This window comes from Pseudomonas sp. NPDC086566 (assembly GCF_050280885.1).
GTDB lineage: Bacteria > Pseudomonadota > Gammaproteobacteria > Pseudomonadales > Pseudomonadaceae > Aquipseudomonas > Aquipseudomonas vlassakiae.
Genome location: NZ_JBNNWD010000003.1, coordinates 275,875 through 301,526, shown reverse-complemented (window position 1 = coordinate 301,526; position 25,652 = coordinate 275,875). Strand labels below are relative to the sequence as shown.

At 62.2% G+C, this 25,652-nt stretch carries 29 protein-coding genes and 1 tRNA gene; 7 read left to right on the top strand and 23 right to left on the bottom strand.

Annotation, left to right across the window (positions count from 1 at the left end; genetic code table 11):
- Positions 1 to 44 precede the first annotated feature (44 nt).
- Both cysE and trmJ read right to left on the bottom strand, forming a co-directional pair.
- Entirely contained in the window at positions 45 to 833 is a 789-nt protein-coding gene (gene cysE, locus ACQKPS_RS08600) for a serine O-acetyltransferase (protein WP_427603631.1), read from the bottom strand.
- Positions 834 to 836: 3 nt separating this feature from the next.
- Positions 837 to 1,607, bottom strand: coding sequence for a tRNA (cytosine(32)/uridine(32)-2'-O)-methyltransferase TrmJ (gene trmJ / locus ACQKPS_RS08595; RefSeq protein ID WP_176510064.1), 771 nt, complete (start codon positions 1,605 to 1,607; stop codon positions 837 to 839).
- A 151-nt stretch (positions 1,608 to 1,758) separates the two neighbouring features.
- Between trmJ and suhB the strand changes: the two genes are divergently transcribed.
- Positions 1,759 to 2,577, top strand: a complete 819-nt coding sequence (gene suhB, locus ACQKPS_RS08590; protein ID WP_016393981.1) for an inositol-phosphate phosphatase — start codon at positions 1,759 to 1,761, stop codon at positions 2,575 to 2,577.
- Between the two features lie 58 nt (positions 2,578 to 2,635).
- Here suhB and ACQKPS_RS08585 read toward each other — a convergent pair whose 3' ends face one another.
- From ACQKPS_RS08585 to queA, 6 genes are all read right to left on the bottom strand, one after another.
- On the bottom strand, positions 2,636 to 3,178 hold the full coding sequence (locus ACQKPS_RS08585; protein ID WP_313203118.1) for a glycine zipper 2TM domain-containing protein: 543 nt from the start codon (positions 3,176 to 3,178) through the stop codon (positions 2,636 to 2,638).
- Positions 3,179 to 3,298: 120 nt separating this feature from the next.
- Complete coding sequence (secF, locus tag ACQKPS_RS08580) at positions 3,299 to 4,207, bottom strand: protein translocase subunit SecF (RefSeq protein WP_054887557.1); 909 nt, start codon at positions 4,205 to 4,207, stop codon at positions 3,299 to 3,301.
- A gap of 10 nt (positions 4,208 to 4,217) precedes the next feature.
- Positions 4,218 to 6,080, bottom strand: coding sequence for a protein translocase subunit SecD (secD, locus tag ACQKPS_RS08575; RefSeq protein WP_254483313.1), 1,863 nt, complete (start codon positions 6,078 to 6,080; stop codon positions 4,218 to 4,220).
- Between the two features lie 64 nt (positions 6,081 to 6,144).
- Complete coding sequence (gene yajC / locus ACQKPS_RS08570) at positions 6,145 to 6,480, bottom strand: preprotein translocase subunit YajC (RefSeq protein ID WP_008092587.1); 336 nt, start codon at positions 6,478 to 6,480, stop codon at positions 6,145 to 6,147.
- A 42-nt stretch (positions 6,481 to 6,522) separates the two neighbouring features.
- Positions 6,523 to 7,638 carry a tRNA guanosine(34) transglycosylase Tgt gene (tgt, locus tag ACQKPS_RS08565; RefSeq protein WP_176510082.1) on the bottom strand — a complete coding sequence of 372 codons (1,116 nt, stop codon included), beginning with the start codon at positions 7,636 to 7,638 and terminating at the stop codon, positions 6,523 to 6,525.
- Between the two features lie 14 nt (positions 7,639 to 7,652).
- Positions 7,653 to 8,702, bottom strand: a complete 1,050-nt coding sequence (gene queA, locus ACQKPS_RS08560; RefSeq protein WP_313203119.1) for a tRNA preQ1(34) S-adenosylmethionine ribosyltransferase-isomerase QueA — start codon at positions 8,700 to 8,702, stop codon at positions 7,653 to 7,655.
- A 108-nt stretch (positions 8,703 to 8,810) separates the two neighbouring features.
- On the opposite strand from queA, the gene ACQKPS_RS08555 reads away from it, so the two are divergent.
- The 4 genes from ACQKPS_RS08555 (at position 8,811) to ACQKPS_RS08540 (ending at position 11,621) form a co-directional block, all read left to right on the top strand.
- Positions 8,811 to 8,895: transfer RNA gene (locus ACQKPS_RS08555), tRNA-Leu, on the top strand.
- Positions 8,896 to 9,269: 374 nt separating this feature from the next.
- A complete protein-coding gene (locus ACQKPS_RS08550; protein ID WP_254485524.1) occupies positions 9,270 to 9,917 on the top strand; it encodes a trypsin-like peptidase domain-containing protein in 648 nt (215 codons plus the stop codon).
- A 79-nt stretch (positions 9,918 to 9,996) separates the two neighbouring features.
- Entirely contained in the window at positions 9,997 to 10,476 is a 480-nt protein-coding gene (locus tag ACQKPS_RS08545) for an N-acetyltransferase family protein (protein ID WP_427603626.1), read from the top strand.
- Positions 10,477 to 10,730: 254 nt separating this feature from the next.
- Positions 10,731 to 11,621 (top strand): bestrophin family protein, encoded by an 891-nt coding sequence (locus tag ACQKPS_RS08540; RefSeq protein ID WP_427603624.1) that lies wholly within the window; start codon positions 10,731 to 10,733, stop codon positions 11,619 to 11,621.
- 30 nt (positions 11,622 to 11,651) lie between these two features.
- On the opposite strand, the gene phnE is transcribed toward ACQKPS_RS08540, so the two are convergent.
- The 4 genes from phnE to ACQKPS_RS08520 are packed head-to-tail and all read right to left on the bottom strand — an operon-like array spanning position 11,652 to position 14,885.
- On the bottom strand, positions 11,652 to 12,419 hold the full coding sequence (phnE, locus tag ACQKPS_RS08535; protein WP_427603622.1) for a phosphonate ABC transporter, permease protein PhnE: 768 nt from the start codon (positions 12,417 to 12,419) through the stop codon (positions 11,652 to 11,654).
- The gene (locus ACQKPS_RS08530) at positions 12,416 to 13,243 is read right to left on the bottom strand and encodes a PhnE/PtxC family ABC transporter permease (protein ID WP_254483284.1); all 828 of its coding nucleotides are present in this window, start codon (positions 13,241 to 13,243) and stop codon (positions 12,416 to 12,418) included. Before ACQKPS_RS08530 ends, phnE begins: the two co-directional genes overlap by 4 nt.
- Complete coding sequence (locus ACQKPS_RS08525; protein WP_427603619.1) at positions 13,237 to 14,034, bottom strand: phosphonate ABC transporter ATP-binding protein; 798 nt, start codon at positions 14,032 to 14,034, stop codon at positions 13,237 to 13,239. Before ACQKPS_RS08525 ends, ACQKPS_RS08530 begins: the two co-directional genes overlap by 7 nt.
- The gene (locus ACQKPS_RS08520) at positions 14,031 to 14,885 is read right to left on the bottom strand and encodes a putative selenate ABC transporter substrate-binding protein (protein WP_186604289.1); all 855 of its coding nucleotides are present in this window, start codon (positions 14,883 to 14,885) and stop codon (positions 14,031 to 14,033) included. The genes ACQKPS_RS08525 and ACQKPS_RS08520 overlap by 4 nt, the downstream gene beginning before the upstream one ends.
- Before the next feature lie 126 nt (positions 14,886 to 15,011).
- Between ACQKPS_RS08520 and selD the strand changes: the two genes are divergently transcribed.
- Complete coding sequence (selD, locus tag ACQKPS_RS08515) at positions 15,012 to 16,046, top strand: selenide, water dikinase SelD (RefSeq protein WP_427603617.1); 1,035 nt, start codon at positions 15,012 to 15,014, stop codon at positions 16,044 to 16,046.
- The gene (gene mnmH / locus ACQKPS_RS08510) at positions 16,046 to 17,158 is read left to right on the top strand and encodes a tRNA 2-selenouridine(34) synthase MnmH (protein WP_427603615.1); all 1,113 of its coding nucleotides are present in this window, start codon (positions 16,046 to 16,048) and stop codon (positions 17,156 to 17,158) included. The genes selD and mnmH overlap by 1 nt, the downstream gene beginning before the upstream one ends.
- Before the next feature lie 52 nt (positions 17,159 to 17,210).
- Here the strand turns inward: mnmH and ACQKPS_RS08505 are convergent, their stop codons facing one another.
- The 11 genes from ACQKPS_RS08505 to cyoB form a co-directional block, all read right to left on the bottom strand.
- Positions 17,211 to 17,591, bottom strand: coding sequence for a lysozyme inhibitor LprI family protein (locus tag ACQKPS_RS08505; protein WP_254483279.1), 381 nt, complete (start codon positions 17,589 to 17,591; stop codon positions 17,211 to 17,213).
- Positions 17,592 to 17,602: 11 nt separating this feature from the next.
- On the bottom strand, positions 17,603 to 18,160 hold the full coding sequence (locus ACQKPS_RS08500; RefSeq protein WP_254483277.1) for a hypothetical protein: 558 nt from the start codon (positions 18,158 to 18,160) through the stop codon (positions 17,603 to 17,605).
- Complete coding sequence (locus ACQKPS_RS08495; RefSeq protein ID WP_254483275.1) at positions 18,157 to 18,720, bottom strand: GNAT family N-acetyltransferase; 564 nt, start codon at positions 18,718 to 18,720, stop codon at positions 18,157 to 18,159. The genes ACQKPS_RS08500 and ACQKPS_RS08495 overlap by 4 nt, the downstream gene beginning before the upstream one ends.
- Before the next feature lie 155 nt (positions 18,721 to 18,875).
- Positions 18,876 to 19,127 (bottom strand): DUF3077 domain-containing protein, encoded by a 252-nt coding sequence (locus tag ACQKPS_RS08490; RefSeq protein ID WP_254483274.1) that lies wholly within the window; start codon positions 19,125 to 19,127, stop codon positions 18,876 to 18,878.
- Entirely contained in the window at positions 19,120 to 19,374 is a 255-nt protein-coding gene (locus ACQKPS_RS08485; RefSeq protein ID WP_427603611.1) for a hypothetical protein, read from the bottom strand. The genes ACQKPS_RS08490 and ACQKPS_RS08485 overlap by 8 nt, the downstream gene beginning before the upstream one ends.
- A gap of 322 nt (positions 19,375 to 19,696) precedes the next feature.
- Entirely contained in the window at positions 19,697 to 20,080 is a 384-nt protein-coding gene (locus ACQKPS_RS08480) for a YkgJ family cysteine cluster protein (protein ID WP_254483272.1), read from the bottom strand.
- 151 nt (positions 20,081 to 20,231) lie between these two features.
- Positions 20,232 to 21,440 carry an alanine transaminase gene (gene alaC / locus ACQKPS_RS08475; protein WP_054887540.1) on the bottom strand — a complete coding sequence of 403 codons (1,209 nt, stop codon included), beginning with the start codon at positions 21,438 to 21,440 and terminating at the stop codon, positions 20,232 to 20,234.
- Between the two features lie 333 nt (positions 21,441 to 21,773).
- Entirely contained in the window at positions 21,774 to 22,661 is an 888-nt protein-coding gene (gene cyoE, locus ACQKPS_RS08470) for a heme o synthase (protein WP_313203132.1), read from the bottom strand.
- A gap of 11 nt (positions 22,662 to 22,672) precedes the next feature.
- Positions 22,673 to 23,005: a cytochrome o ubiquinol oxidase subunit IV gene (gene cyoD, locus ACQKPS_RS08465; protein ID WP_054887538.1), complete on the bottom strand. Its 333-nt coding sequence runs from the start codon at positions 23,003 to 23,005 to the stop codon at positions 22,673 to 22,675.
- Positions 23,005 to 23,628, bottom strand: coding sequence for a cytochrome o ubiquinol oxidase subunit III (gene cyoC / locus ACQKPS_RS08460; RefSeq protein WP_027920308.1), 624 nt, complete (start codon positions 23,626 to 23,628; stop codon positions 23,005 to 23,007). The genes cyoD and cyoC overlap by 1 nt, the downstream gene beginning before the upstream one ends.
- Positions 23,629 to 23,631: 3 nt before the next feature.
- A complete protein-coding gene (gene cyoB / locus ACQKPS_RS08455; protein WP_054887537.1) occupies positions 23,632 to 25,650 on the bottom strand; it encodes a cytochrome o ubiquinol oxidase subunit I in 2,019 nt (672 codons plus the stop codon).
- Positions 25,651 to 25,652: the final 2 nt, after the last annotated feature.

The following is a 25,652-nucleotide window of genomic DNA, read 5'->3' as shown; positions in this document are numbered from 1 at the left end:
TGAGCACACGCCCCATATGTCAGAGTGACTTCACTGCGGCGCAATCAATGCGACTGAGTGTCGCGCTGGGCCGCCTGGGTTTCGATCACGAAGTCATCTTCCGGCAGCTTCGGCAGTTCCTTGGCACAATAGTCACTGCCCATCTTGGTCAACGCGCCACACATACCCTCCAGACGCTCGTCGACCGCCTGCAGATGATCGAGCATCTGACCGATGGCACGGGCTACCGGGTCTGGCATGTCACCGCTGACACCGTAGGCATCGAAGCCGATCTTCTCGGCCATGGCCTTGCGCCTGGCCTCGAGTTCGGTGTCCTCGCTGTTCCTGACGATGATCCGCCCCGGGATGCCAACCGCAGTGGCGCCGGCCGGCACTGCCTTGGTCACCACGGCATTGGAGCCGATCTTGGCCCCCGCACCGACGGTGAACGGGCCGAGCACCTTGGCACCCGCCCCTACCACCACACCGTTCTCCAGGGTCGGGTGGCGCTTGCCTTTGTTCCAGCTGGTGCCGCCCAGGGTCACACCTTGATAAAGGGTGACATCGTCGCCGATCTCGGCGGTTTCACCGATGACGATGCCCATGCCGTGGTCGATGAAGAAGCGCCGACCGATGGTCGCGCCAGGGTGAATCTCGATACCGGTCATCCAGCGGCCGAAGTTCGACACCAGCCGCGCCAGCCACTTGAAGTCACGTTTCCACAAGGCGCTGCCCAGGCGGTGCAGCCAGATGGCGTGCATGCCCGGGTAGCAGGTCAGCACCTCGAAGGCATTGCGCGCCGCCGGGTCACGATGGAATACGCTCTGGATATCTTCACGCAGACGTTCGAACATCTGTCAGTCCTTCCGTTTATGCGGCTCACCCCGGGCGACCTTCTGGGTCTCGGTGAGGATGCCGCGCAAAATGCTCATTTCCGAACGATTGACCGAGCTGCGCCCGTACAGCCGGCGCAGGCGCGGCATCAGGTGCTTGGGCTTCTCGGGGTCGAGGAAGCCGATGTCCACCAGGGTTTTCTCCAGGTGTTCGTAGAACAGCTCCATTTCGTCCATGGTCGCCAGCTCGTTGCTGCGCAGCGAGTTGGCGTCGAACTTCTCGACCTTGGTCGGCGCGCCTTCGGCTGCCAGCCAGGCCATGCGCACCTCATAGGAGAGCACCTGGACTGCGGCGGCAAGGTTCAGCGAGCTGAAGTCGGGGTTCGAGGGAATGTGCACGTGGAAGTGACATCGCTGCAGTTCTTCGTTGGTCAGGCCGGCGTGCTCGCGCCCGAACACCAGGGCGATCTCTTCACCACCGTTGGCGTGCTCCACGGCCTTGGCCCCGCATTCGCGCGGGTCGATCAACGGCCAGGGGATGCTGCGCTCACGAGCACTGGTGCCCATGACCAGATTGCACCCGACCAACGCGTCTTCAAGGCTGTCGACCACCTGGGCATTGGCCAGGATATCGTCGGCGCCCGAAGCCCGCGCGGTGGCGTCGCCGGACGGGAACTCTTTTGGCTGCACCAGCACCAGACGCGACAAGCCCATGTTTTTCATGGCACGCGCAGCGCCGCCGATGTTGCCGGGGTGGCTGGTATTGACCAGAACAACACGAATATTTTGCAGCAAGGTGTTGTGCTCTCAGATGCAGGTTTGGGGGAAAACGATCTTACAGAACCGACCAGCGTAACGCCACGAAAGCAAATGTGACACTTCTGCCGCCAGACTTTTCTGTTAGAATGTCCGGCTTTCTTCTTTAACATCTCCAGGTGACCCGCCCATGCAGCCTATGCTGAATATCGCCCTGCGCGCCGCTCGCAGCGCCAGTGAACTGATTTTCCGCTCCATCGAACGCCTGGATAGCATCAAGGTCGACGAGAAAGAGGCCAAGGACTACGTCTCCGAAGTGGATCGTGCCGCCGAGCAGAGCATCGTCAACGCCCTGCGCAAGGCCTACCCGAACCACTCCATTCAAGGTGAAGAAACCGGCCTGCACGCCGGCACCGGCGAAGAAGGCAAGGACTACCTGTGGATCATCGATCCGCTGGACGGCACCACCAACTTCCTGCGTGGCATCCCGCACTTCGCTGTCAGCATCGCCTGCAAATACCGCGGCCGCCTTGAGCATGCCGTGATCGTCGACCCGGTTCGCCAGGAAGAATTCACCGCCAGCCGCGGCCGCGGCGCCCAGCTCAATGGCCGTCGCCTGCGCGTCAGCTCGCGCACCAGCCTGGACGGCGCCCTGCTGGGCACCGGCTTCCCGTTCCGTGACAACCAGATGGCCGACATGGACAACTACCTGGGCATGTTCCGCGCCCTGACTGGCCAGACCGCCGGCATCCGCCGCGCCGGCTCCGCCAGCCTGGACCTGGCTTATGTGGCTGCCGGCCGTTTCGACGCCTTCTGGGAGTCGGGCCTGTCCGAGTGGGACATGGCGGCCGGCGTGCTGCTGATCCAGGAAGCCGGTGGCCTGGTGAGCGACTTCAACGGTGGCCATGACTTCCTCGACAAGGGCCACATCGTTGCAGGCAACATCAAGTGCTTCAAGGCCGTACTGACCGCTATCCAGCCACACCTGCCAGAGCACATGAAGCGCTAAGCGCGGATTGCAGGCACAAAAAAAGCACCTATTGAGGTGCTTTTTTTGTGCCTGCCGCTTACTGACCCGCTTCGCTCAGGATCAGCTTGCCATTCTTGTCCAGCGGAATGGTCGAACCCGGCTCGCGGTCCATCTTCACCTGGCCGACCTGGTCGCCAATGGTGTACTTGACGTTGTAGCCCACCACCTTCTCGCTGATGTCGTTGACCGTGTTGCAGCGGGTTTGCGTGGTCGTGTAGGTGTCACGCTCCTGCATGCCTTCCTGCACCTTGTTACCGGCATAACCACCACCGACCGCACCGGCCACGGTGGCGATCTTCTTGCCAGTACCGCCGCCGATCTGGTTACCCAGCAGGCCGCCGGCCAGGGCACCGACCACGGTACCGGCGATCTGGTGCTGGTCCTTGACCGGCGCCTGACGCGTAACGGTGACGTCCTTGCAGACCTCGCGCGGGGTCTTGACCTGTTGCTTGATCGGTTGCACGTCGGTGACCTGGGCGTACTCAGGCCCCTTGTTCACCAAGCTGTAGGTTGCGACAGCACCTCCGGCAGTCACACCGACAGCACCCAGTACAGCACCTACCAGCATTGATTTGTTCACATGAACCTCCTGATCCTGCCCGCGGGAGCCTTCCCGCCTTCTCCCAGCCTTGGAGCGAAAAAAAAGGCGCGAGTTCAACACTCGCGCCTTTTTGGTCGCCGAACGGCGTAGGACTAATCCTTAAGGACGGTCATCCACACCTTCGTTTTTCGCAGGCGGAATCAGGTCTTCGCTGTTCAGGTTCAGCCAGATCAGTACCACGTTGGCGATGTAGATCGACGAGTAGGTACCGGCCATGACACCGATGAACAGTGCCAGCGAGAAGCCGAACAGGTTGTCACCACCAAAGAACAGCAATGCGGCAATTGCCAGCAAGGTCGACACCGAGGTGGCGATGGTGCGCAGCAGGGTCTGGGTGGTCGAGACGTTGATGTTCTCGATCAGCGAGGCCTTGCGCATCACCCGGAAGTTCTCACGTACACGGTCGAAGACGACGATGGTGTCGTTCAGCGAGTAGCCGATGATTGCCAGTACCGCCGCCAGCACCGTCAGGTCGAAGGTGATCTGGAAGAACGACAGGATACCCAGGGTCACCACCACGTCGTGGATCAGCGAGACGATCGCGCCCACGGCGAACTTCCACTGGAAGCGGAAAGCCAGGTAGATGAGGATGCCACCCAGTGCCAGGAGCATGCCGAGGCCGCCCTGGTCGCGCAGCTCTTCACCCACCTGCGGCCCGACGAACTCGACGCGCTTGATGGTAGCGGGGTTGTCGCCACCGACCTTCTGCAGCGCAGCAGCAACCTTGTTGCCCAGTTGCGGATCATCGCCCGGCATGCGCACCAGCAGGTCGGTGGTGGCGCCAAAGCTCTGCACCACGGCCTCGTGGAAGCCGGAATCGACCAGCTCGGCACGGACCGCCTTGAGGTCGGCCGGGCGCTCGTAGGTCAGCTCGATCAGCGTACCGCCGGTGAAGTCCAGGCCAAAGTTCAGACCCTTCTGCCACCAGCTGAACAGTGCCAGCACGGTGAGGAGCACGGTGACGGCGAACGCGACATTGCGCACGCCCATGAAGTTGATGGTTTTCATCGCAGCTCCCTCAAACCCACAGCTTCTTGATGTCACGCCCGCCGCAGGTCAGGTTGACCATTGCACGGGTCACCATGACGGCGGTGAACATCGAGGTGAAAATCCCGAGGGACATGGTGACCGCGAAGCCCTTGACCGGGCCGGTACCCATGGCGAACAGGATGCCGCCGACCAGCAGGCTGGTCAGGTTGGCGTCGATGATCGCGGTATAGGCGCGGTTGAAACCTTCGTGGATGGCGCGCTGCACCGACATACCGGCATTCAGCTCCTCACGGATACGCGAGAAGATCAGTACGTTGGCGTCCACCGCCATACCCATGGTCAACACGATACCGGCGATACCTGGCAGGGTCAGGGTCGCGCCCAGCAACGACATCAGCGCCAGCAGCAGGACCATGTTGCCCGCCAGGGCAATGGTGGCGATCACGCCGAAGCCGCGGTAGATGGCGATGATGAACAGCGAGACGAACAGCATGCCCCACAGCGACGCATCGATACCCTTGGTGATGTTGTCGGCACCCAGGCTTGGACCAATGGTACGTTCTTCGGCGAAGTACATCGGCGCAGCCAGACCACCGGCGCGCAGCAGCAGGGCCAGCTCCGACGACTCACCCTGGCCGTTCAGGCCGGTGATACGGAACTGGCTGCCCAGTGGCGACTGGATGGTCGCCAGGCTGATGATCTTCTTCTCTTCCTGGAAGCTCTGTACGGCAACGTCTTTCTCGACGCCATCGACAGTCTGCTTGACGTAGCGAGTGACCGGCTTCTGCTCGATGAAGATCACCGCCATGCTACGGCCAACGTTGCTGCGGGTGGCGCGGCTCATCAGCTCGCCACCGTGGCCATCCAGGCGAATGTTCACCTGCGGCCGGCCATGCTCGTCGAAGCTGGCCTGGGCATCGGTCACCTGGTCACCGGTAATGATCAGGCCGCGCTCGACGGCAGCGGAACGGTTGCCTTCACGGAATTCGAAGACCTCGGTAGTGGCCTTGGAAGCGCCCGGCTCGGCACCGAAGCGGAACTCCAGGTTGGCGGTCTTGCCGAGGATACGCTTGGCTTCGGCGGTGTCCTGCACGCCCGGCAGCTCGACCACGATGCGGTTGGCGCCCTGGCGCTGGACCAGCGGCTCGGCCACGCCCAGTTCGTTCACACGGTTGCGGACGGTGGTCAGGTTCTGCTTGATCGAGTACTCGCGGATCTCGGCGACTTTCGCCTGGGTCAGCGCCAGACGCAGCACGGCGAGCTCGTTGCGCTCGGTGGTGGTCAGGTCGAAGTCATTGAAATTCTTGCGGATCAGGGCGCGTGCCTGTTCGCGGGTAGCATCGTCAGCGAAGCCCAGCATCACGCCGCCATCCTGCTGCGGCAGGCTGCGGTAGCGGATGCGCTCTTTGCGCAGCAAGGACTTGACCTCGCCTTCGTAGACTTTCATGCGGGCGCTCATCGCCTTGTCCATGTCCACTTCCAGCAGGAAGTGCACACCACCGGACAGGTCCAGGCCCAGCTTCATCGGGCTTGCACCCAGGTTGCGCAGCCATTGCGGGGTCGTCTGGGCCAGGTTCAGGGCCACGACATAATCATCGCCCAGTGCCTTGCGCACGACATCCTTGGCTGGCAGCTGATCTTCCTGGTTGGTCAGGCGAATCAGCCCACTGCCCTTCTCACCCAGGCTCGCGCCCTTGACGGTGATACCGGCATCGACCAGCGCCTTGCTGACGCGATCGAGGTCGGCCTGGTTGACCTGCAGCGCCGAGCTGGCACCGCTGATCTGCACCGCCGGATCATCCGGGTAGAGGTTGGGAGCGGAATAAATGAAACCGATCGCCAGTACCACCAGGATCAGTGCGTATTTCCACAGAGGGTATTTGTTCAGCATCACGCCGCCCGTTCAAGACGCGGGGCGCTTTGCGCGCCCCGACTGGAAAAATGAAACCGGTAACTCAGATAGCCTTGAGCGTACCTTTTGGCAGGGTGGCCGCGATGGCACCCTTCTGGAACTTCAGTTCGACGGTGTCGGAAACTTCCAGGACCACGAAGTCATCGGAAACCTTGACGATCTTGCCAGCGATACCGCCGTTGGTGACAACTTCGTCACCTTTCTGCAAGTTGCTCAGCAGGTTCTTCTGTTCCTTGGCGCGCTTGGCCTGCGGGCGCCAGATCATCAGGTAGAAGATGACCAGGAAACCGACCAGGAAAATCCACTCGAAACCGGTACCGGCTGGGCCAGCGGCGGGTGCTGCAGCGTCCGCGTAAGCGGCGGGGATCAAGAAGCTCATTGGGCACTCCTAATGTAATGTTCTAATAATGGATGCGAACAGTCAGTCCAAAGGCGGCACAGGCAGCCCGCGTTTGGCGTAGAAGGCGTCGACAAAGGCGGCCAATTTACCCTGTTGAATAGCCTCGCGTAAACCGGCCATCAAGCGCTGGTAATGGCGCAAGTTGTGGATGGTATTCAGCATGCTGCTCAGCATTTCGCCACACTTGTCCAGATGATGCAGATAAGCGCGGGAGAAGTTGGTGCAGGTGTAGCAATCACAGGTCGGATCCAGCGGCGAATCATCATGGCGATGGAACGCGTTGCGGATCTTGATCACCCCTGTATCGACGAACAGGTGGCCGTTGCGCGCGTTGCGCGTGGGCATCACGCAGTCGAACATGTCGACGCCGCGGCGCACACCCTCAACCAGATCTTCCGGTTTGCCTACCCCCATAAGGTAACGAGGTTTGTCAGCCGGCATCTGGCCCGGCAGGTAGTCGAGCACCTTGATCATTTCGTGCTTCGGCTCGCCAACCGACAGGCCACCAATGGCCAGGCCGTCGAAGCCGATGTTTTCCAGGGCTTCCAGCGAGCGCATGCGCAGGTCCTGGTACATGCCACCCTGGACGATACCGAACAGTGCCGCCGTGTTGTCGGCGTGGGCATTCTTCGAGCGTTGGGCCCAGCGCAGCGACAGTTCCATGGACGTGCGCGCCACGTCGTGCTCGGCCGGGTACGGCGTGCACTCGTCGAAGATCATGACGATGTCCGAGCCCAGGTCGCGCTGCACCTGCATGGATTCTTCCGGGCCCATGAACACCTTGGAGCCGTCGACGGGCGAGGCGAAGGTCACCCCCTCCTCCTTGATCTTGCGCATGGCGCCCAGGCTGAACACCTGGAAGCCACCGGAATCGGTAAGGATAGGGCCTTTCCACTGCATGAAGTCATGCAGGCCATTGTGCTTCTTGATCACCTCGGTACCCGGGCGCAGCCACAGGTGGAAGGTGTTGCCGAGGATGATTTCGGCGCCGATGGCCTCGATGTCACGCGGCAGCATGCCCTTGACCGTGCCATAGGTGCCCACCGGCATGAACGCCGGGGTCTCGACCGTGCCACGGGGGAAGGTCAGCCGGCCACGACGGGCCTTGCCGTCGGTGGCCAGCAGTTCGAACGACATTCGACAGGTGCGACTCATGCTTGATCCTCTGGGCCGCGTGGCGCCGGATTGCGGGTGATGAACATGGCATCACCGTAACTGAAGAAGCGGTACCCGTTGGTGACCGCCGCCGCATAGGCAGCCATGGTCTCGGGGTAACCGGCGAAGGCCGAGACCAGCATCAGCAGCGTGGACTCCGGCAGGTGGAAGTTGGTGACCAGGCAATCGACCACATGGAAGGGCCGGCCCGGGTAGATGAAGATGTCGGTATCACCGCTGAAGGCCTTGAGCACGCCATCGCGCGCTGCGCTCTCCAGCGAGCGCACGCTGGTGGTACCGACTGCGATCACCCGGCCGCCACGGGCGCGGCAGGCCTCGATGGCATCGACCACGTCCTGGCTCACTTCGAGCCACTCTTTGTGCATGTGGTGGTCTTCGATCTTGTCGACCCGCACTGGCTGGAAAGTGCCAGCCCCCACGTGCAAGGTGACGAAGGCACGCTCGACGCCCTTGGCGGCGATCTGCTCCAGCAGCGCTTCGTCGAAGTGCAGGCCGGCAGTCGGCGCGGCTACAGCACCGGCGCGTTCGGCGTACACGGTCTGGTAGCGCTCACGGTCGGCGCCCTCGTCGGGGCGGTCGATGTACGGCGGCAACGGCATGTGGCCGACGCGATCGAGCAATGGCAGCACCTCTTCGGTGAAGCGCAGTTCGAACAGGGTGTCGTGGCGGGCGACCATTTCAGCCTCGCCACCGCCATCGATAAGGATCACTGCGCCTTCTTTCGGCGCCTTGCTGGCACGCACATGGGCCAGCACCCGGTGGCTGTCGAGCACGCGCTCGACCAGGACTTCCAGCTTGCCACCGGAAGCTTTCTGGCCAAACAACCGCGCCGGAATCACCCGGGTGTTGTTGAACACCATCAGGTCACCCGGCCGCAGATAGTCGAGCAGATCGGGGAATTGCTTGTGCGCCAACGCCCCGCTCGGCCCATCGAGGACCAGCAGACGGCTGCCATGGCGCTCGGCCAGCGGGTGGCGGGCGATCAGGGAATCGGGGAGTTCGAAGGAAAAATCGGCGACGCGCATGATGATGTTCGGGTTCGACAGGGCCGGGAAGTTTAGCCCAATGTGTGAAAATTGACCATGAAAGCCGATTGACCGACCTCGAGCACCTCTCTATACTGCGCGCCACAAGCCCTGATGGCGGAATTGGTAGACGCGGCGGATTCAAAATCCGTTTTCGAAAGGAGTGGGAGTTCGAGTCTCCCTCGGGGCACCAAGATCCGGAAAAAACCGACCTTATGGTCGGTTTTTTTATGCCTGCCATTAAGCGTTCAGTGCCTCCAGTGACAGCGGTTTGCCCCCAAAGACGCCAAATGAGCTATCCAGCTCAATGCAGCTCAATTGAGCTCAACCCAGCTCATTCATCCCGATAAGCCAACCCCGCCTTTTGACGCCACCCCAACGACCACGTGCCCTCCAGTCATCCAGCAAATCTATTGGCCACGACTCCAGTACTGGCCATAAGCTGTCATTCGTCGGTTATATGCCAAAAGTATTGATGCCGTGATGGCTCTTCGCCATAGTTGCGCCCCCTCATCCATTAACACTGCGTGACCCATGAACAAAACCGCGCCCTGTCTGGCAGCAATGATGCTGCTGAGCGGGTGCAATGGAATGCCAACCGCTTACGTTTCAGACCCAGTCTACGACCAGGCTTTTGTCGTTACTTCCGGTGCCCCCCTCCCGATGTTGCTGATGGCCAGCGCCATCCAGTGGAACGAAGACTACGCCGTCACCGCCAAGCACACCCCGTTCCTGCGCAACGTGGTGCATGAAGGGCTGGGTGATGTGGTGTTTTTCAAGCACAAGGCCAGCAAGGTGCCGCAGTGGCGCCAGTTCGTGCCTGGCGAGTCGGTGACGGCGGTCGGCTTCAACAGCTTGATGATGCCGGTGCAGGGCAAAGGCCATACGCTCGACTCGCTGGTACGGCTCGAAGGTACGCCAGGCAGTGTCTTCTACTCGGTGCATGACGGCCCTATCACCAAAGGCATGTCCGGAGGCCCGGTGTTCGCCGATGACGGCAAGGTAGTCGGGATGAACGTCGCCTTCATCGCAAAAGACGGGATCGATGCCCGCAGCCGCCCCGATTTGGCGGACAAGGCACGGGTCAGTGTGTTCATGTCGTACAGCGAAATCGACAAGGAATGGCGACGCTTCCAGTATCTGGCGCACAAGGGCAAGCCACACAGCGCACCTGCTGCGGTCAAGGGTTATGTGGCGGTTGCCAGCAAGCCCTGATCCACGGTTGCGAACCAACATGATACGGTTGCGGTCGGCCTGATGATGTGGCCGGTACATTCATGCAAAAGGACCTGCCATGCATCTTGCCCACCGCCCCGTTCAGCCCGCTGACATCCCCGCCATCTGCTGCTTCCCGCAAGGCCCGGATGAGCTGTTCTACATGTTTCCCAAAGCCACCTACCCGCTCACCCCTGCGCAACTGAGCGACGCCATCGCCCAACGCAGCGGTTCGACCGTGGTCGAGGGCAACGGCCTGGTGCTCGGTTTCGCCAACTTCTACAAGGCCGAGCACGGCGGTATCTGCGCCCTCGGCAACGTGGTGGTCGCCCCCGCCGCTCGCGGACAGGGCGTGGCGCGTTACCTGGTGCAATGCATGATTGACCTGGCCCGCGGACAGTTCGCGGCGCGGGAGGTCTGGGTGTCGTGCTTCAACCACAACACCGCGGGTTTGCTGCTTTATCCACAGCTTGGCTTTGTACCGTTTGGCATCGAGGAGCGGCAGGCTCAGGATGGCAAGCGGGTGGCGTTGGTGCAGATGAAACAGCAACTGGGTTGATCACGGCATTGCGCGTCCGGGCTCTGTCGATGTGAAGCCGCGCCCGGGCAAGCTCGACAGAGTCGCCATCGCTCATCACCTGCATCAGGTACTCCTCGATTGCTTCTTCGCATAGTCAGCTGCTTCCGAAAGCCATGTAGTCCGCTTCCCGCTTATAAAGAACACGTTCAGTAACACCCCTGGACGAACAGCAACGAACCATACCCGCCCCTCGACGTCCCATCCTGCATACCCGGCTTTTCGAGGCAGCTCGTGTGAAAGACGTCATCGCCCGCAAATACCGCCTGATCGTCAAAACCTTCGGCTACATCGGCTGGTCGCTACTGTGGCTGCTGCTCTGGGACGTGCTGGTCACCATCGACTTCATGCTGTTCTTCAACAGCAAGTTCACCCTGCCGCTGATCCCGCTGACCTTGCTGGGTTCGGCGCTGGTGGTGCTGGTGAGCTTTCGCAACAGCAGCGCCTACAACCGCTGGTGGGAAGCACGGACCTTGTGGGGGGCACTGGTGAACAATTCGCGCAGCTTCGCCCGGCAGACGCTCACGCTGATCGATGACAGCGAAGAGGGACCGAACCCGGTCAAGGCGACCTTGCTGCGCCGGCATATCGCCTATGTGAACTGCCTGGCGGCGCACCTGAAGGGCGAGGCCTGCCCGGACGAGCTGATGGCGTTCATTCCGCCTGGCGAGTTCGAGCGGCGTAACCGTTCGAACAACTTCGCCAACGATATTCTCAGCGGTTCGGCGGCGTTGCTGGCACGCGAATATCAGGCTGAGCGGCTGGACAGCATTCGCCTGGCGCGGCTTGAGTCGACGCTGGTGGACCTGTCCAACGCCCAAGGTGGCATGGAGCGGATCGCCAATACCCCACTGCCCTACCCTTACGTGTACTTTCCACGGCTGTTCATCACCCTGTTCTGCCTGATCGTGCCGGTGGGGCTGGTGGAGTCGCTGGGCTGGTTCACACCGCTGGCGTCGACGGTGGTCGGGTTCATGCTGCTGGCGATCGAGCGGATAGGGACTGATCTTCAGAGCCCCTTCCGCTTCAGTGAGCATCAGATCCAGATGGATGCGATTTGCGAGACCATCGAGCGGAATCTGGAGTCGATGCAGCGTGAAGCCCAGTGCGCCGAGTTGGTGTCGTGAATGGGGCCGCAGAGCGGCCCTGGCTATCTGTCAGGCCCGCACATAGCGCTGGCGCAGCAGATCACTGAAGGCATCCACCAGCAACACCAATACCAGCATCGCCATGATGACCGTACTGGCCTGAGCCTCCTGGAACAGGCTCAGGGTGGTATAGAGCATCTGCCCAAGCCCGCCTGCCCCGACGAAGCCCAGCACACTGGCCATGCGAATGTTGTTCTCCCAGCGGTACAGGCTGTAAGCGAGCAACTGCGGCCACAGGTTCGGCAAAGTGCCGAAACAGAACGCTGCCACCTGCCCACCGCCCTGCAGGCGAATGGCCGCAGCGGGCTCTGCCGGCGCATTCTCCAGCGCCTCGGCGAACAGCCGCCCCAATACGCCCGAAGTGTGCAGCGCCAAGGCCAAGGTGCCAGCATTGGGCCCCAGGCCCGCCGCCAGTACCGTCAACGCAGCCCACACCAACTCCGGAATGGCCCGCAAGGCATTGAGCAGCAAGCGCGCCAGTGATTGCAGCGGCCAGCCGAAGCGCCCCGCCGCCGGCAATGCCAGCAGCATACCGAGGGCCATCGCCAGCAAGGTACCCAGCCCAGACATGGCCAGGGTCTCCATGGCACCCCGCCCTACCGCCTGCAGGTGCTCGACGGACAAGTCCGGATGCAGGAAGCGGGCGGCATACTCGCCCATCTGCCCCAGGCCGCCGTCGCCCACCAAGGCATGCAGGTCCAGCTGCAGATAACCGAACGACGCCACCCCCGCCGCGACGATGGCAACGATCACCAGCAGGTTGATCACCCGGTTCATGCCAGCCTCCCGCGCAGGAAGCGGCTGAGCAGGTCAGCCAGCAGCACCAGGCCAAGAAACGCCAGCAGCATGCTCGCCACCTCGCCTCCGGCGAACATGCGCATCGACAGATCGATCTGCTGCCCCAGCCCGCCAGCACCGACAAAGCCCATCACCACCGAGGCACGCACGGCACACTCCCAGCGGTACACGGTATATGACACCACCTCCGCCGACGCGCTGGGCAGGATGCCGTAGAAGAATGCCGTCAACCGGCCACTGCCAGCCTGCAGCAAGGCATGTGCCGGGCGCTGGTCGACCGATTCGAAAATTTCCGCATAGACCTTGCCGAGCATGCCGCTATAGGTGATCGCGATGGCCAGCACCCCGGCCGTCGGCCCCAGGCCCACGGCCCGCACGAACAGCAGCGCCCAGACGATCTCCGGCACGCTACGCAGGAATATCAGCAAACCGCGTACAGGCAAGCGCAACAGGCGCGACCACGGCCCTGCCCGGCCTCCCCGTGAGGCCGCGCGCAGTGACAGCGCACGGCTGGCCAGCAGGCTGGTCGGGACCGCCAGCAACAGTGCCAAGGCCATGCCGGCTGTCGCCACGGCCAAGGTTTGCAAAGTGGAGTCGTACAGCAATTCGAGAAAATCGGCACTGTGGGCCGGCGGCCAAAAAGCGCTGGTGAAACTGGCGATCTGCTGCCGGTTCTCCGCCTGCAGCAAAACGCCAGGGTTCAGTTCGCTCAATTGCAGCCCGGGCCACAGCACGGCCAACGCCAGCAAGGTCAGCAACAGACGCGGCAACGCAGCCGGGTCGCGAGCGTCGGCCTTCAGCATCGTGGAATCTGCACGGTCAGGGTCGGTCCCTGGGCTTGCGCTGGAGAGCCCAGTTGCTCGTTGGCGTACAGCGCATCCAGCAATTGTTTGGTCACCGCTTCGGCCGGGCAGTCGAACGCCACCTGCCCATCACGAATACCGATCACCCGCGGAAAGTGTGCCAGCGCCAGGTCTACCGCATGCAGGCTGGCCACCAGCGTCACGCCATTGGCCACGGCATGGCGATTGAGCAGTGCCAGGCTGTGATCGGCCAGCACCGGGTCCATGGCCGAGACCGGCTCGTCGGCCAACAGCACTTCCGGGCGCTGATACACCGCCCGGGCGATGCCGACCCGTTGCAACTGCCCGCCGGACAACTGCCCGCACTGGACGAACAGTTTGTCGGCCAGGCCCAGCTCGGCCAAGGCCTGGCGCGCGCCCGGCACATCGGTCGGGTACACCAGGTTGAGCAGGCCACGCAGCAGGCCCCACTGCCCCAGTCGCCCTGCCAGCACGGCCGTCACCACGCGCTGGCGTGGCGGCAGTGGCGGTGCCTGGTGCACCAGGCCAATCCGTGCACGCAGGCGCTGCCGCGCCCTGGCAGACAGCGCCCAGGGCTGCTCACCGAACACTTCCAGCTGCCCGCTGCTGGGCTGCACGGCGGTGGCCATCAAGTGCAGCAGGCTGGACTTGCCGGCCCCCGAAGGGCCGATGATTGCCACCCGCTCACCCATGGCGATGCTCAGGCTGACGGCATCGAGCGCGCGGACCTGGCCATGGCGCAGGCCGGCGCCGTGTACATGAATAGTCACTTGAGCAGGCCGGCCTCACGTGCGGCTTGCTCTGTGCCTGCGTAGTTCTCAGGCTTGGTCTCGATGAAGCGGCTGGCCGCCTGCAGGTCGAGGATCGCCTTGTGCTCCGGGTTGGCCGGGTCGAGGTCGAGGAACGCCTGCTTGATCTTCTCTTTCAGCGCCGGGTCCATGTTGCCGCGCACGGTCCAGTTGTAGTCGTAGTAGGCCGGCGTGGTGGCAAACACCTTGACCTTGCTGGTATCGACCTTGCCGGCATCGACCAGTTTCTGCCAGACGCTGGCGTTGAGCACGCCGCCGTCGACCTTGCCAGCCTGCACCCAGGCCACAGTCGCGTCGTGGGCACCGGAATAGGCCACACGGCTGAAGTAGCTCTCAGGCTTGATGTTGTCTTCCTTGAGCATGAAGTAGCGCGGCATCAGGCTGCCCGAGGTGGACGAGATCGAACCGAAGGCGAACGACTTGCCCTTGAGGTCGGCCAGGCTCTTCACAGCCGGGTTGGCGGTGATGAACTTGGAAGTGAACTGTGCGTCCTGCTCACGCTGCACCAGCGGTGTGGCGGTCGGGTCTTTCAGGTGCACCTGGACGAACGTGAAACCACCCAGCCAGGCCATATCCAGGCGGTTGCTGGCCAGCGACTCGACCACCGCCGGGTAGTCTGCCACCGGCACGAACTTCACCTCCATACCCAGCTGCTTGGACAGGTACTTGCCCAGTGGCTCGAACTTGCGCAGCAGTTCGGTCGGCGCTTCGTCGGGAATGGCACTGACCCGCAGGGTATCAGCGGCCTGGGCGACTACGGCACAGCAGGACAGCACGAGGCCGGCGGCGAGCGCCAGGGGGCGTTTGAGCATGGGAGTTCTCCGGTTCAATAGCGGGGAAAGAGCCGGCAACGCGCCGACGTTGGGAATTATAAGAGGCACAGGCGCAAAGGCCAGCTTTGCTACAATCGCGCAACAAATTGATCCCCTGAGGTGCATATGAGCGAGCCGATTCGCCTGACCCAGTACAGCCACGGTGCCGGCTGTGGCTGCAAGATCTCCCCCAAGGTGCTGGATGTGATCCTCGCCGAAAGCGGTGCCCAGGCCCTGGACCCGAAGTTGTGGGTTGGCAATGCCTCGCGTGACGACGCCGCCGTGTATGCCCTGGACGATGAGCGCGGGGTGGTATCGACCACCGACTTCTTCATGCCGATCGTCGACGACCCGTACGACTTCGGCCGCATCGCCGCGACCAACGCGATCAGCGATATCTATGCCATGGGCGGTGACCCGCTGATGGCCATCGCCATCCTCGGCTGGCCGGTCAATGTACTGCCCCCGGAAGTCGCCCGCGAAGTGATCCGCGGCGGCCGCGCCGTGTGCGCCGAAGCCGGCATCCCGCTGGCCGGCGGCCACTCCATCGACGCGCCTGAGCCGATCTTCGGCCTGGCGGTGACCGGCGTGGTCAGCAAGCGCCACCTCAAGCGCAACGACACCGCCACCGCCGGCTGCCGCCTGTACCTGACCAAGCCCCTGGGCATCGGCATCCTCACCACCGCCGAGAAGAAGGCCAAGCTGCGCGAGCAGGACCAGGGCCTGGCGCGCGACTGGATGTGCACGCTGAACACCCCGGGCAGCCGCTTCGGCAAGCTCGACGGGGTCAAGGCGATGACCGATGTCACCGGCTTCGGCCTGCTTGGCCATTTGGTGGAGCTGGCCGAAGGCAGCAGCCTGACTGCGCAGCTGAATTACGCCGCCGTGCCGCGCCTGCCGAGCGTCGACCATTACCTCGCCGAAGGCTGCATTCCTGGCGGCACCCTGCGCAATTACGACAGCTACGGGCACAAGCTCGGCGCGCTGACCGACGAGCAGAAGCACCTGCTGTGCGACCCGCAGACCAGCGGTGGCCTGCTGGTTGCGGTAACCCCTGAAGGCGAAGCCGAGTTCCTGGCAGTGGCCGGCGAACTGGGCCTGAACCTTTCGCCGATCGGCCTGCTGGTCGAGCGACAGCGCCACGCAGTCGAGGTGAACTGATGCGCCCCGACTGCACCGACTTCCGCCAGCTGTTCCTCGACGACGCGCCGATGATGGACATGCGCGCGCCGATCGAATTCGTCAAAGGTGCCTTCCCCGGCACCGTCAACCTGCCGCTGATGACTGACCAGGAGCGACAGAAGGTCGGCACCTGCTACAAGCAGCAGGGCCAGGCCGCCGCCATCACCCTCGGCCACCAGTTGGTCAGCGGCGCGACCAAGCGCGAGCGCCTGCATGCCTGGGCCAGCTTCGCCAAGGCCCACCCTGACGGTTACCTGTACTGCGCCCGCGGCGGCCTGCGCTCGCTGATCGTGCAGCAGTGGCTGCGTGACGAGGCCGGTATTGACTACCCACGTATCAAGGGTGGCTACAAGGCCATGCGCACCTTCCTGCTGGAAACCACCCAGCAGGCCGTGGAGCAATGCGACTTCGTGCTGGTCGGCGGCCTCACCGGCACCGGCAAGACCGATGTGCTGCAGCAGCTGAACAACGTGCTCGACCTTGAAGGCCATGCCAACCACCGTGGCTCCAGCTTCGGCAAGCGCGCCACCGCCCAGCCGGCGCAGATCGACTTCGAGAACAAGCTGGCCATCGACGTGCTGAAAAAGCGCGCCCGTGGCATCGAACAGTTCGTGCTGGAAGATGAAGGCCGCATCGTCGGCAGTTGTTCGGTGCCGCTGGAGCTGTACCAGGGCATGCAGCGCTACCCGATGGTGTGGCTGGAGGACAGTTTCGACAATCGCGTGGAGCGCATCCTGCGCGATTACGTGATCAACCTGTGCGCCGAGTTCGTCGACGTGCATGGCGAGGAAGACGGCCGCCTGAAGTTCGCCGGGCGGATGACGCAAAGCATGAGCAACATCCACAAGCGTCTTGGCGGCGAGCGCTTCCAACGCTTGTCAGCGATCTTGAGCGAGGCGCTGGACGAGCAGCTGCGCAGTGGCGCGGTGGACCTGCACCGGGGCTGGATCGAAGGGTTGCTCAAGGAATACTACGATCCGATGTACGCCTACCAGCGCGAAGCCAAGGCCGAGCGGATCGAGTTTGCCGGGGATGGGGTGGAAGTGCGTGAGTACCTCAAGGCACGGGCGCTGCGTAAACACCGGAAGTAAATCGGTCTCTGTGGGAGCGGGCTTGCCCGCGAATGGGCCAGCCCAGGCGACCTCACTGCCCGGGGCTGAGCACCCGCTCCAGCTCCGCCGCCCGCTCGCGGGTCATGTCCAGCACACACATGCCGCCTTCCAGCTGCGCCATGGTTCCGCCACTGGCTTGCACATGGAACTTGCAGTTGGCGTCTCGATAGGCGATCCACTGGCGCTGCACATCGCGCAGGCTCTTCTGCTGCCCGGCGCCAAGCTTGGTCGCGAGTTGCTTGTAGACCCGGTTCAGGCGCTGGTCCTGAAGTTGGGTTTCAGCCTGAATGCAACTGCTCATGGCCACTGTGCTGGAAGCCTTGTCCATGCATTGGCTGTAGGCCGGCGAGTTGTCGTCGGCCTGCGCCAACGGCGCGAAAAAGGCCATGAGCAGCAGGTATCGCTTGTTCATCGCAAATCCCCTCAAAGCGTTTGCACCGGTTCAGGCGGCATCAACACCTTGCCCGGCTCGAATTGCAGCGCTGGCATCTGAGTCGCCGAATAGGCGGTCACGGCCAGCGCCGCGATCAGGGCGACATCCAGCCAGTTCCAGCCCGGCACATCGGCACTGCTGCGCGCGGCCCAGCACTGCCATGCCTGGCCCACGCAGAACACCGCAATTGCCGCCAGCCACAGGTAGTAGCCTGCGCCGAAGCCAGTGCGGTGGGTGAATTCATAGCTGATGTTGTCCGGCAGGCGTTCGATGCCAAAGCTGCTGGCCGCCAGGTACAACGCACCCAGCCCAAGCAGCAGCGCCAGCCGGCGAAAACGTCGATGGCAAAGGATGGCCACCGCCAGCAGCGGGTTGGCGAACCATTGGAACATCCCGAAGGGTATCCCCCAGGGGCCGTACAGGAACATCTGCAGCGCCGGCATGTGCCGGCCGGCGCTCATCAGGGCGCCGTCGAAGGCCAGGCTGAGCAGGTACAGGGCAAGGCTCAGGGTCAGGTAGAAGGCCGGTAAACGGGCGCCAAGGGTCATGCGACTGGCGGCTCCAGCAGCAGGCCATAGATGCCCGAGTCGGTCAGCTCGCCGGCCACGCACCAACGCGCCCGCAACGTGCCTTCGAGCACGAAGCCCTGGCGTTCGAGGGTACGGGCCGAGCCCTGGTTGCGTGGGTCGATCTCGCCTTCGAGGCGGCGCATGTGCAGGGTATGGGCGATGTAGTCGATGAAACAGGTCAGTGCTTCGTCCATGTAGCCCCTGCCCTGCACGGCGCTGGCCAGGCAGTAGCCGATCTCGCCACGGCGCGAGACATCGTCGATGTTGAACAGCTGGACCATGCCGATCAGTTCGCCATTGTCGCGGCGGTACATGCCCAGCTTGAGCTGGTCGCCATTGGTATAGGCTTCGCGGTCGGCGGCCAGGGCGCTTTCGGCTTCGGCCAGGTCTTGCCAGGGGGCATGGTGCCAGTAACGCATGACCTCGGGGTCGGCCATGATCTTCAGCCACTGCGCGGCGTCGGCGTGGCGCATCGGGCGCAGCTGCAGGCGCGGGCTGTCGAGGCAGAGGTCAGTCGGGAAACTGCGGGGTGGGGTCACGCCGGATCTCCTGTCCATTGCTGGGGAGATGACAGTTTAACGTTATGTGTGGGGCTGCGGGTGTATGTCTTGGGATGTGTGGTGGGGCAGAAACCGAGCGCCGCGCGGGCGGCGCTCGATCTCAAGAGCGCTGCAACTCTATCGGCGAATCCCCTTCAGGCGCCGCGGTTCAGGCCCATTTCCATGTCATTGATCAGCGCCTTGGCCATGGCACTGAGAATCCGCGTGGCACTGCCCGCAATCAGGTTGCTCTCCATTTCGGCCTCTTCGCTCAGATGCCGAATACACCCCAGCAACACCGACAGTTCATCAAAGGCATGATCAAGCGGGATGCCGGGCTGGATGGCGTACAGGTCAAGAAAGGTCTCCTTGCCCGCCGTGGTTCGCGATTTCAGTTCGTCAGCCATGGGCCACCTCGAGATTCGCCATGTGGGTGGATAGCGCCCGGAGCAGTTCGGTGATGATGGCGATGTTTTCGAGCACGGTTTGGCGCTGTTCAGCGTCTTGTGTGACCAGGCAAAGCTGAATGGTGTTGGAAAGGGCGTCCATGAGCGCGGCGGCGTGGGGCTTGGCGTCTTCAATGGACAGGTCGGCGATTATCGTGATGTAGGGAATGGGAAATGAAGGCGGTGGATCAGGTACCAACTTTTTCATGGTTGTCTCCAATGGCTTGAATGGAAGCAACCGCCTCAATCCTTCTCACAGATTAGGGTGGCAGCCGTGCGCGAGGTGAGAAGCCCGTGTTGGAGACATCACGGTCAGACCGAAGCCTGCACGCGCACAGCTGCCATAAAATGGCCGTCTACCAACAACGAGTTCTCACACTCGCTCGCCAATGTGGGCGAGCCATGAAGTTATCGCTGAAGCAGTTCCCTGACTATCAGACGGCATCCGACAGAGGCCGTAGGATAAATCGCCACCCCCACCCTGCTGAAGCATTTGGTTTCAGATTCAGACATTTCTTACATCTGCTAGCTCAGGCTACCTCGGCCCCATCATCCGGCCAATGCGGCTCGTTGGCCCCCGGCGGGGTCAACGGCGGCAGCCCATAGGCCGCCCGCGCATCGTCACAGCTGGGGTTATGCACACCATCCACCCACGACGCCTCGAACTCGCGGCACGGGCTGGAACGGTTGGCGTAGATGGTGCACGCCACCTCGGTACCAATCTCACCCTGCAGGCTCACGCAGCGGCAAGGCTTGGCGTCGGTGCCGATCATCGCAACACGGGTAGGGTTGATCTGTACGACCAGGTCATCCGGCACAACACCGCCGGCAGACTGGCATTCGCCCCAGAAGAAGGACACACGGAAGTACCCGCAGCAGGCGCCGCAGTCAAGGCAAGGGTTGTATTCGGACATGATGGCACGGAAGGAAGGTTGTTGTTATCGGGGCTGGGCCCGCGCGCCATTTGTAATCGAAGCCAGGTCGGCTGAGAAGAGGGGCAATGCAAAAATAGTTTGCCGTTGATCCGGCAGGCCCGGGCCCGCCGAAGCGGGCCCGGGTGACGCGTTACTTCTGGGTCAATCCGTCAGCTCGGAACATCTGACGGATGCCGCGGATCGCCTGGCGGATGCGGTCCTGGTTCTCGATCAGGGCGAAGCGCACATGGTCGTCGCCGTAGTCACCAAAACCGATACCCGGCGACACGCAGACCTTGGCCTCGGCCAGCAGCTTCTTGGCAAACTCCAGCGAGCCCAGGTGCGCATACTGCTCTGGAATCTTCGCCCACACGTACATCGACGCCTTGGGGTTCTCGACCATCCAGCCCAGTTCGTGCAGGCCCTTGACCAGCAGGTTGCGGCGCTGGCGGTATTGCTCGGCGATGTCACGCACACACTGTTGGTCACCTTCCAGGGCGGCGATGGCCGCCACCTGCAGCGGGGTGAAGGTGCCGTAGTCGTGGTAGCTCTTGATGCGCGCCAAAGCGCTGACCAGCTCGGGGTTGCCGACCATGAAACCGATCCGCCAGCCGGCCATGTTGTAGCTCTTGGACAGCGTGAAGAACTCCACCGCGATGTCCTTGGCGCCCGGCACCTGCATGATCGACGGGGCTTTCCAGCCGTCATAGACGATGTCGGCGTAGGCCAGGTCGTGCACCACCAGCACGTCGTACTGCTTGGCCAGGGCCACCACGCGCTCGAAGAAGTCCAGCTCCACGCACTGGGCAGTGGGGTTGGACGGGAAGCCGAGGATCATCATCTTCGGCTTGGGGATCGACTCGCGAATCGCCCGCTCCAGCTCGTTGAAGAAATCCACCCCCGGCACCAGTGGCACCGAGCGCACCTGGGCACCTGCGATCACGGCGCCATAGATGTGGATCGGGTAGCTCGGGTTGGGCACCAGCACGGTGTCGCCGTGGTCGAGGGTGCCAAGCATCAGGTGCGCCAGGCCCTCTTTCGAGCCGATGGTGACGATGGCTTCGCTTTCCGGGTCGATATCGACCTCATAGCGCTCCTTGTACCAGTTGGAGATAGCCCGGCGCAGGCGCGGGATGCCGCGGGAGGTGGAATAACCATGGGTGTCATCACGCTGGGCGACCTGCACCAGCTTCTCGACGATGTGCGGCGGGGTCGCGCCATCGGGGTTGCCCATGCTCAGGTCGATGATGTCCTCGCCACGGCGGCGGGCTGCCATCTTGAGTTCGGCAGTGATGTTGAAAACGTAAGGGGGGAGACGATCGATGCGCGCGAAACGGCGCGGCGAACCTGGATTGGCCATGGTTTCCTCTGGAGACGTAAGCGCCCGGAACCGTCCGAGCGACGCTGGCCGCTGCGGCGGCCTGACTCAGAAGATAGTGCCGAAACAGGATGCCTGTAAAGGATAATTTCCTGTTTTATTAGAATTTTTCAGATGTATTTTTTGAAAATCATAGATTTATGTTTTAGCCCGGCCTGTTCGCGGGGCAAGCCCGCTCCTAAGGGACCGCGTCACATTAGAAGCTGACACTGTACCTGTGGGAGCGGGCTTGTCCCGCGAAAGGGTCGGCACAGGAAAACAGGCATAAAAAAACCCGGCACAGTGGCCGGGTTTCTAGTGAAGCACTCGCCTCGATCAGCGCGCGTAGGTCATCAGTACGTCCGCAGCGGTCTGGCTGTCCACACCCATCATCACGCTCAGGGCAGTAACGGTGAGGATGGAGAAACCGAACACCTTGCGGGCCCACTTGCTGTCGTCCTCGGCCTTGTAGCCACCCCAGGCCATGTACAGCCAGTACAGGCCCATGGCTGCAGCCACGGCCAGGTAGCCGAGGCCGGCGTAACCGCCAAGGGTGAGCATCAAGGTGGCAAGCAGGAAAGCCAGCACGTACAGCACGATCTGCTTCTTCGCCGCGAGGACGCCGCGCGCCACCGGCAGGACCGGGATATTGGCAGCGCTGTAATCCTTGAAGCGGAAGATCGCGATGGCAAAGCTGTGTGGCATCTGCCACAGACTGAACATCACCAGCAAGGTCACTGCAGCCAGGTCGAAGCTGTTGCTAACGGCGCAATAGCCGATCACCGGAGGCATGGCACCGGAAAGGCTGCCGACCAAGGTGCCGTGCACCGATTTGCGCTTCAGCCAGAGGCTGTAGAAACCGACGTAGACGACGAAGCCAATCAGCGCGCAGAACGCCGACAGCGGGTTGGCCTGCACGTACAGCAGGCTGAAACCCGCCACCCCCAGGAGGGTGGCGTAGGCCAGCGCGAGGGTCAGCGACATGCCGCCCTGCACCATGACGCGGTTCTTGGTCCGCTCCATCTTGTGGTCGATGTCACGGTCGATGCAGTTGTTGAACACGCATCCGGACGCAACCACCAGCGAAGTACCGATCACCACCGCCAGGAACAGGGCGAAGTCCACATGGCCCTTCGAGGCAAGGAAGAAACCGCCTGCCACGGAAAGCACGTTACCGAAAATGATCCCCGGTTTGGTGATTTGGATAAAGTGCTTAACGGACATGCAGTCTTACCTCACTTGGCCATCATTTCGAAGTGGATGCTGAACATGATCCACAGCGACAGGCCGACCAGCAGAGCGATTACCAGGGTGGTGAACAGGAACGTCGACACGTTGGAACGCTGCTCTTTCGAGCGGTCCATGTGCAGGAAGTACACCAGGTGTACCACTACCTGAATCACAGCCATGGCCACGATGATCAGAACGGTCAGGTTCTTCGGCAGGCTTGGCGACATGGCCAGGCCAAACGGGATCGCGGTCAGGATGATCGACAGGATGAAGCCGATCATGTACGACTTGACGCTGCCGTGGTTACCTTCGTGATGAGTGTCGTGTGCGTTAGCCATTACAGAACTCCCAGCAGGTAGACGACGGTGAATACGCAGATCCAGACCACGTCCAGGAAGTGCCAGAACAGGCTCAGGCAGCTCATGCGGGTCTTGGCGGTCGGCGTGATGCCGTGCTTGTTGATCTGGTACATCATGATTGCCATCCAGATCAGGCCGGCGGTCACGTGCAGACCGTGGGTGCCTACCAGGGCGAAGAAGCCCGACAGGAAGCCACTGCGGGTCGGGCCGAAGCCCTCGCCGATCAGGTGATGGAATTCATAGATTTCCATCGCGATGAAGCCTGCACCGAACAGGAAGGTCACAGCCAACCAGCCCAGTACGCCAGCTTTCTTGCCGTCGAACATCTTCAGCATGGCGAAGCCGAAGGTGATCGAGGACAGCAGCAGGAACAGCGTTTCTACAGCTACGAAGTCGAGCTGGAAGATGTCGTGACCCGACGGGCCGCCGGCAAAACTGCCGGACAGCACCGCGTAGGTGGCGAAGAGCGACGCAAACAGGATGCAGTCGGTCATCAGGTACAGCCAGAAACCGAGGACGGTCATCTGGCCCGAGTCGTGGTGGTGGTCATCATGAGCATGGTCATGACCATGCGCGCCACCGTGGATTACTTGACTGGACATTGATTACACCCGTTCAAACGATTCGACACGTGCGCCGGCAGGCAGAGCACCTGCTTTGGCCAGCGCTTTGAGACGCTCGCCTTCGATGCGCGCCACTTCTTCGGCCGGAACCATGTAGCCCTGGTCGTCACGCGCAGCGTGGCGAACGAAGACCGCGATGGTTGCCAGCAGGCTCGCGCCAACCAGCCACCAGATGTGCCAGATGAAAGCGAAGCCGAAGACAGTCAGGAACAGACCCATGAACAGACCGGTAGCGGTGTTGTTCGGCATGTGGATCGCTTCGTACTTGCCTGGCACCTTGTAGGCGACACCGGCTTCCTTGGCTTCGTTCCAGCAGTCCAGGCCAACTTTCTCTGGCATGTGGGCGAAGTTGTAGAACGGAGGTGGCGACGAAGTCGACCATTCCAGGGTACGGCCGCCCCATGGGTCGCCGGTCACGTCCAGGTTCTGCTCGCGATCGCGGATCGAAACGACGATCTGGATCAGCTGGCAGGCGATACCGAACAGGATCAGCACGGCGCCGACAACGGCTACGTACAGGTAGGGTTCCCACAGTGGGTTGTCGGAGTGGTTCAGACGACGGGTCATGCCCATGAAGCCCAGGGCGTACAGCGGCATGAACGCAACGTAGAAACCGGAGATCCAGAACCAGAATGCAGCCTTGCCCCACTTCTCGTTCAGCTTGAAGCCGAACGCTTTTGGCCACCAGTAGGCGAAGCCGGCGATGTAGCCGAATACCGCACCACCAATGATCACGTTGTGGAAGTGAGCGATTACGAACAGGCTGTTGTGCAGCACGAAGTCAGCACCTGGAACAGCCAGCAGAACGCCAGTCATGCCACCGATCGAGAAGGTGATCATGAAGCCCAGGGTCCACAGCATCGGTGCGGTGAAGCGCACACGGCCCTGGTACATGGTGAACAGCCAGTTGAACAGCTTCACACCGGTCGGAATGGAGATCAGCATCGTCGCCAGGCCGAAGAAGGTGTTGACGCTGGCGCCGGCACCCATGGTGAAGAAGTGGTGCAGCCATACAGCGAAGCCCAGCACGGCGATGGCGCCCGATGCGTAGATCATCGAGTGGTGGCCGAACAGACGCTTGCCGGAGAAGGTCGAAGTCACTTCCGAGAACACGCCGAAGGCCGGCAGGATCAGGATGTAAACCTCAGGGTGACCCCACGCCCAGAACAGGTTGACGTACATCATCGGGTTCCCACCAAGCTCGTTGGTGAAAATGTGGAAGTCCAGATAACGGTCAACAGTCAGCAGAGCGAGTGCAGCGGTCAGGATCGGGAACGAAGCCACGATCAGCACGTTGGCCCAGGTGCAGGTCCAGGTGAAGATCGGCATGTCCATCAGCTTCATGCCAGGTGCGCGCATCTTCATCACGGTGACGAGGAAGTTCACGCCGGTCAGTGTCGTACCCAGGCCTGAGAGCTGTAGCGCCCAGATGTAGTAGTCGACACCCACCCCAGGGCTGTACTGAATGCCCGCGAGCGGCGGATAGGCAACCCAGCCGGTCTTGGCGAATTCACCAACGCCCAGCGAGATGTTGACCAGCAGCACGCCTGCCAGCAGCAGGTAGAAGCTCAGGGAGTTCAGGAACGGGAAGGCAACGTCACGTGCACCGATCTGCAGCGGAACCGCCAGGTTCATCAGGCCGGTGAAGAACGGCATCGCCATGAAGATGATCATGATCACACCGTGGGCGGTGAAGATCTGGTCATAGTGTTCAGGCGGCAGGTAGCCTTCGGAGCCACCGGTAGCGGCAGCCAGCTGGGTACGCATCATGATGGCGTCGGCAAAGCCGCGCAGCAGCATGACCATCGCGACGACGATGTACATCACCCCGATTTTCTTGTGGTCGACGGTGGTCAACCACTCGGTCCACAAGTAGGTCCACTTGCGGAAATAGGTGATAGCACCAACGACAGCAATACCCCCGAGCGCGATCATGGCAAGCGTCACCATGACTATCGGCTCGTGGAAGGGTATCGCCTCCAGGGTTAATTTACCGAACATCT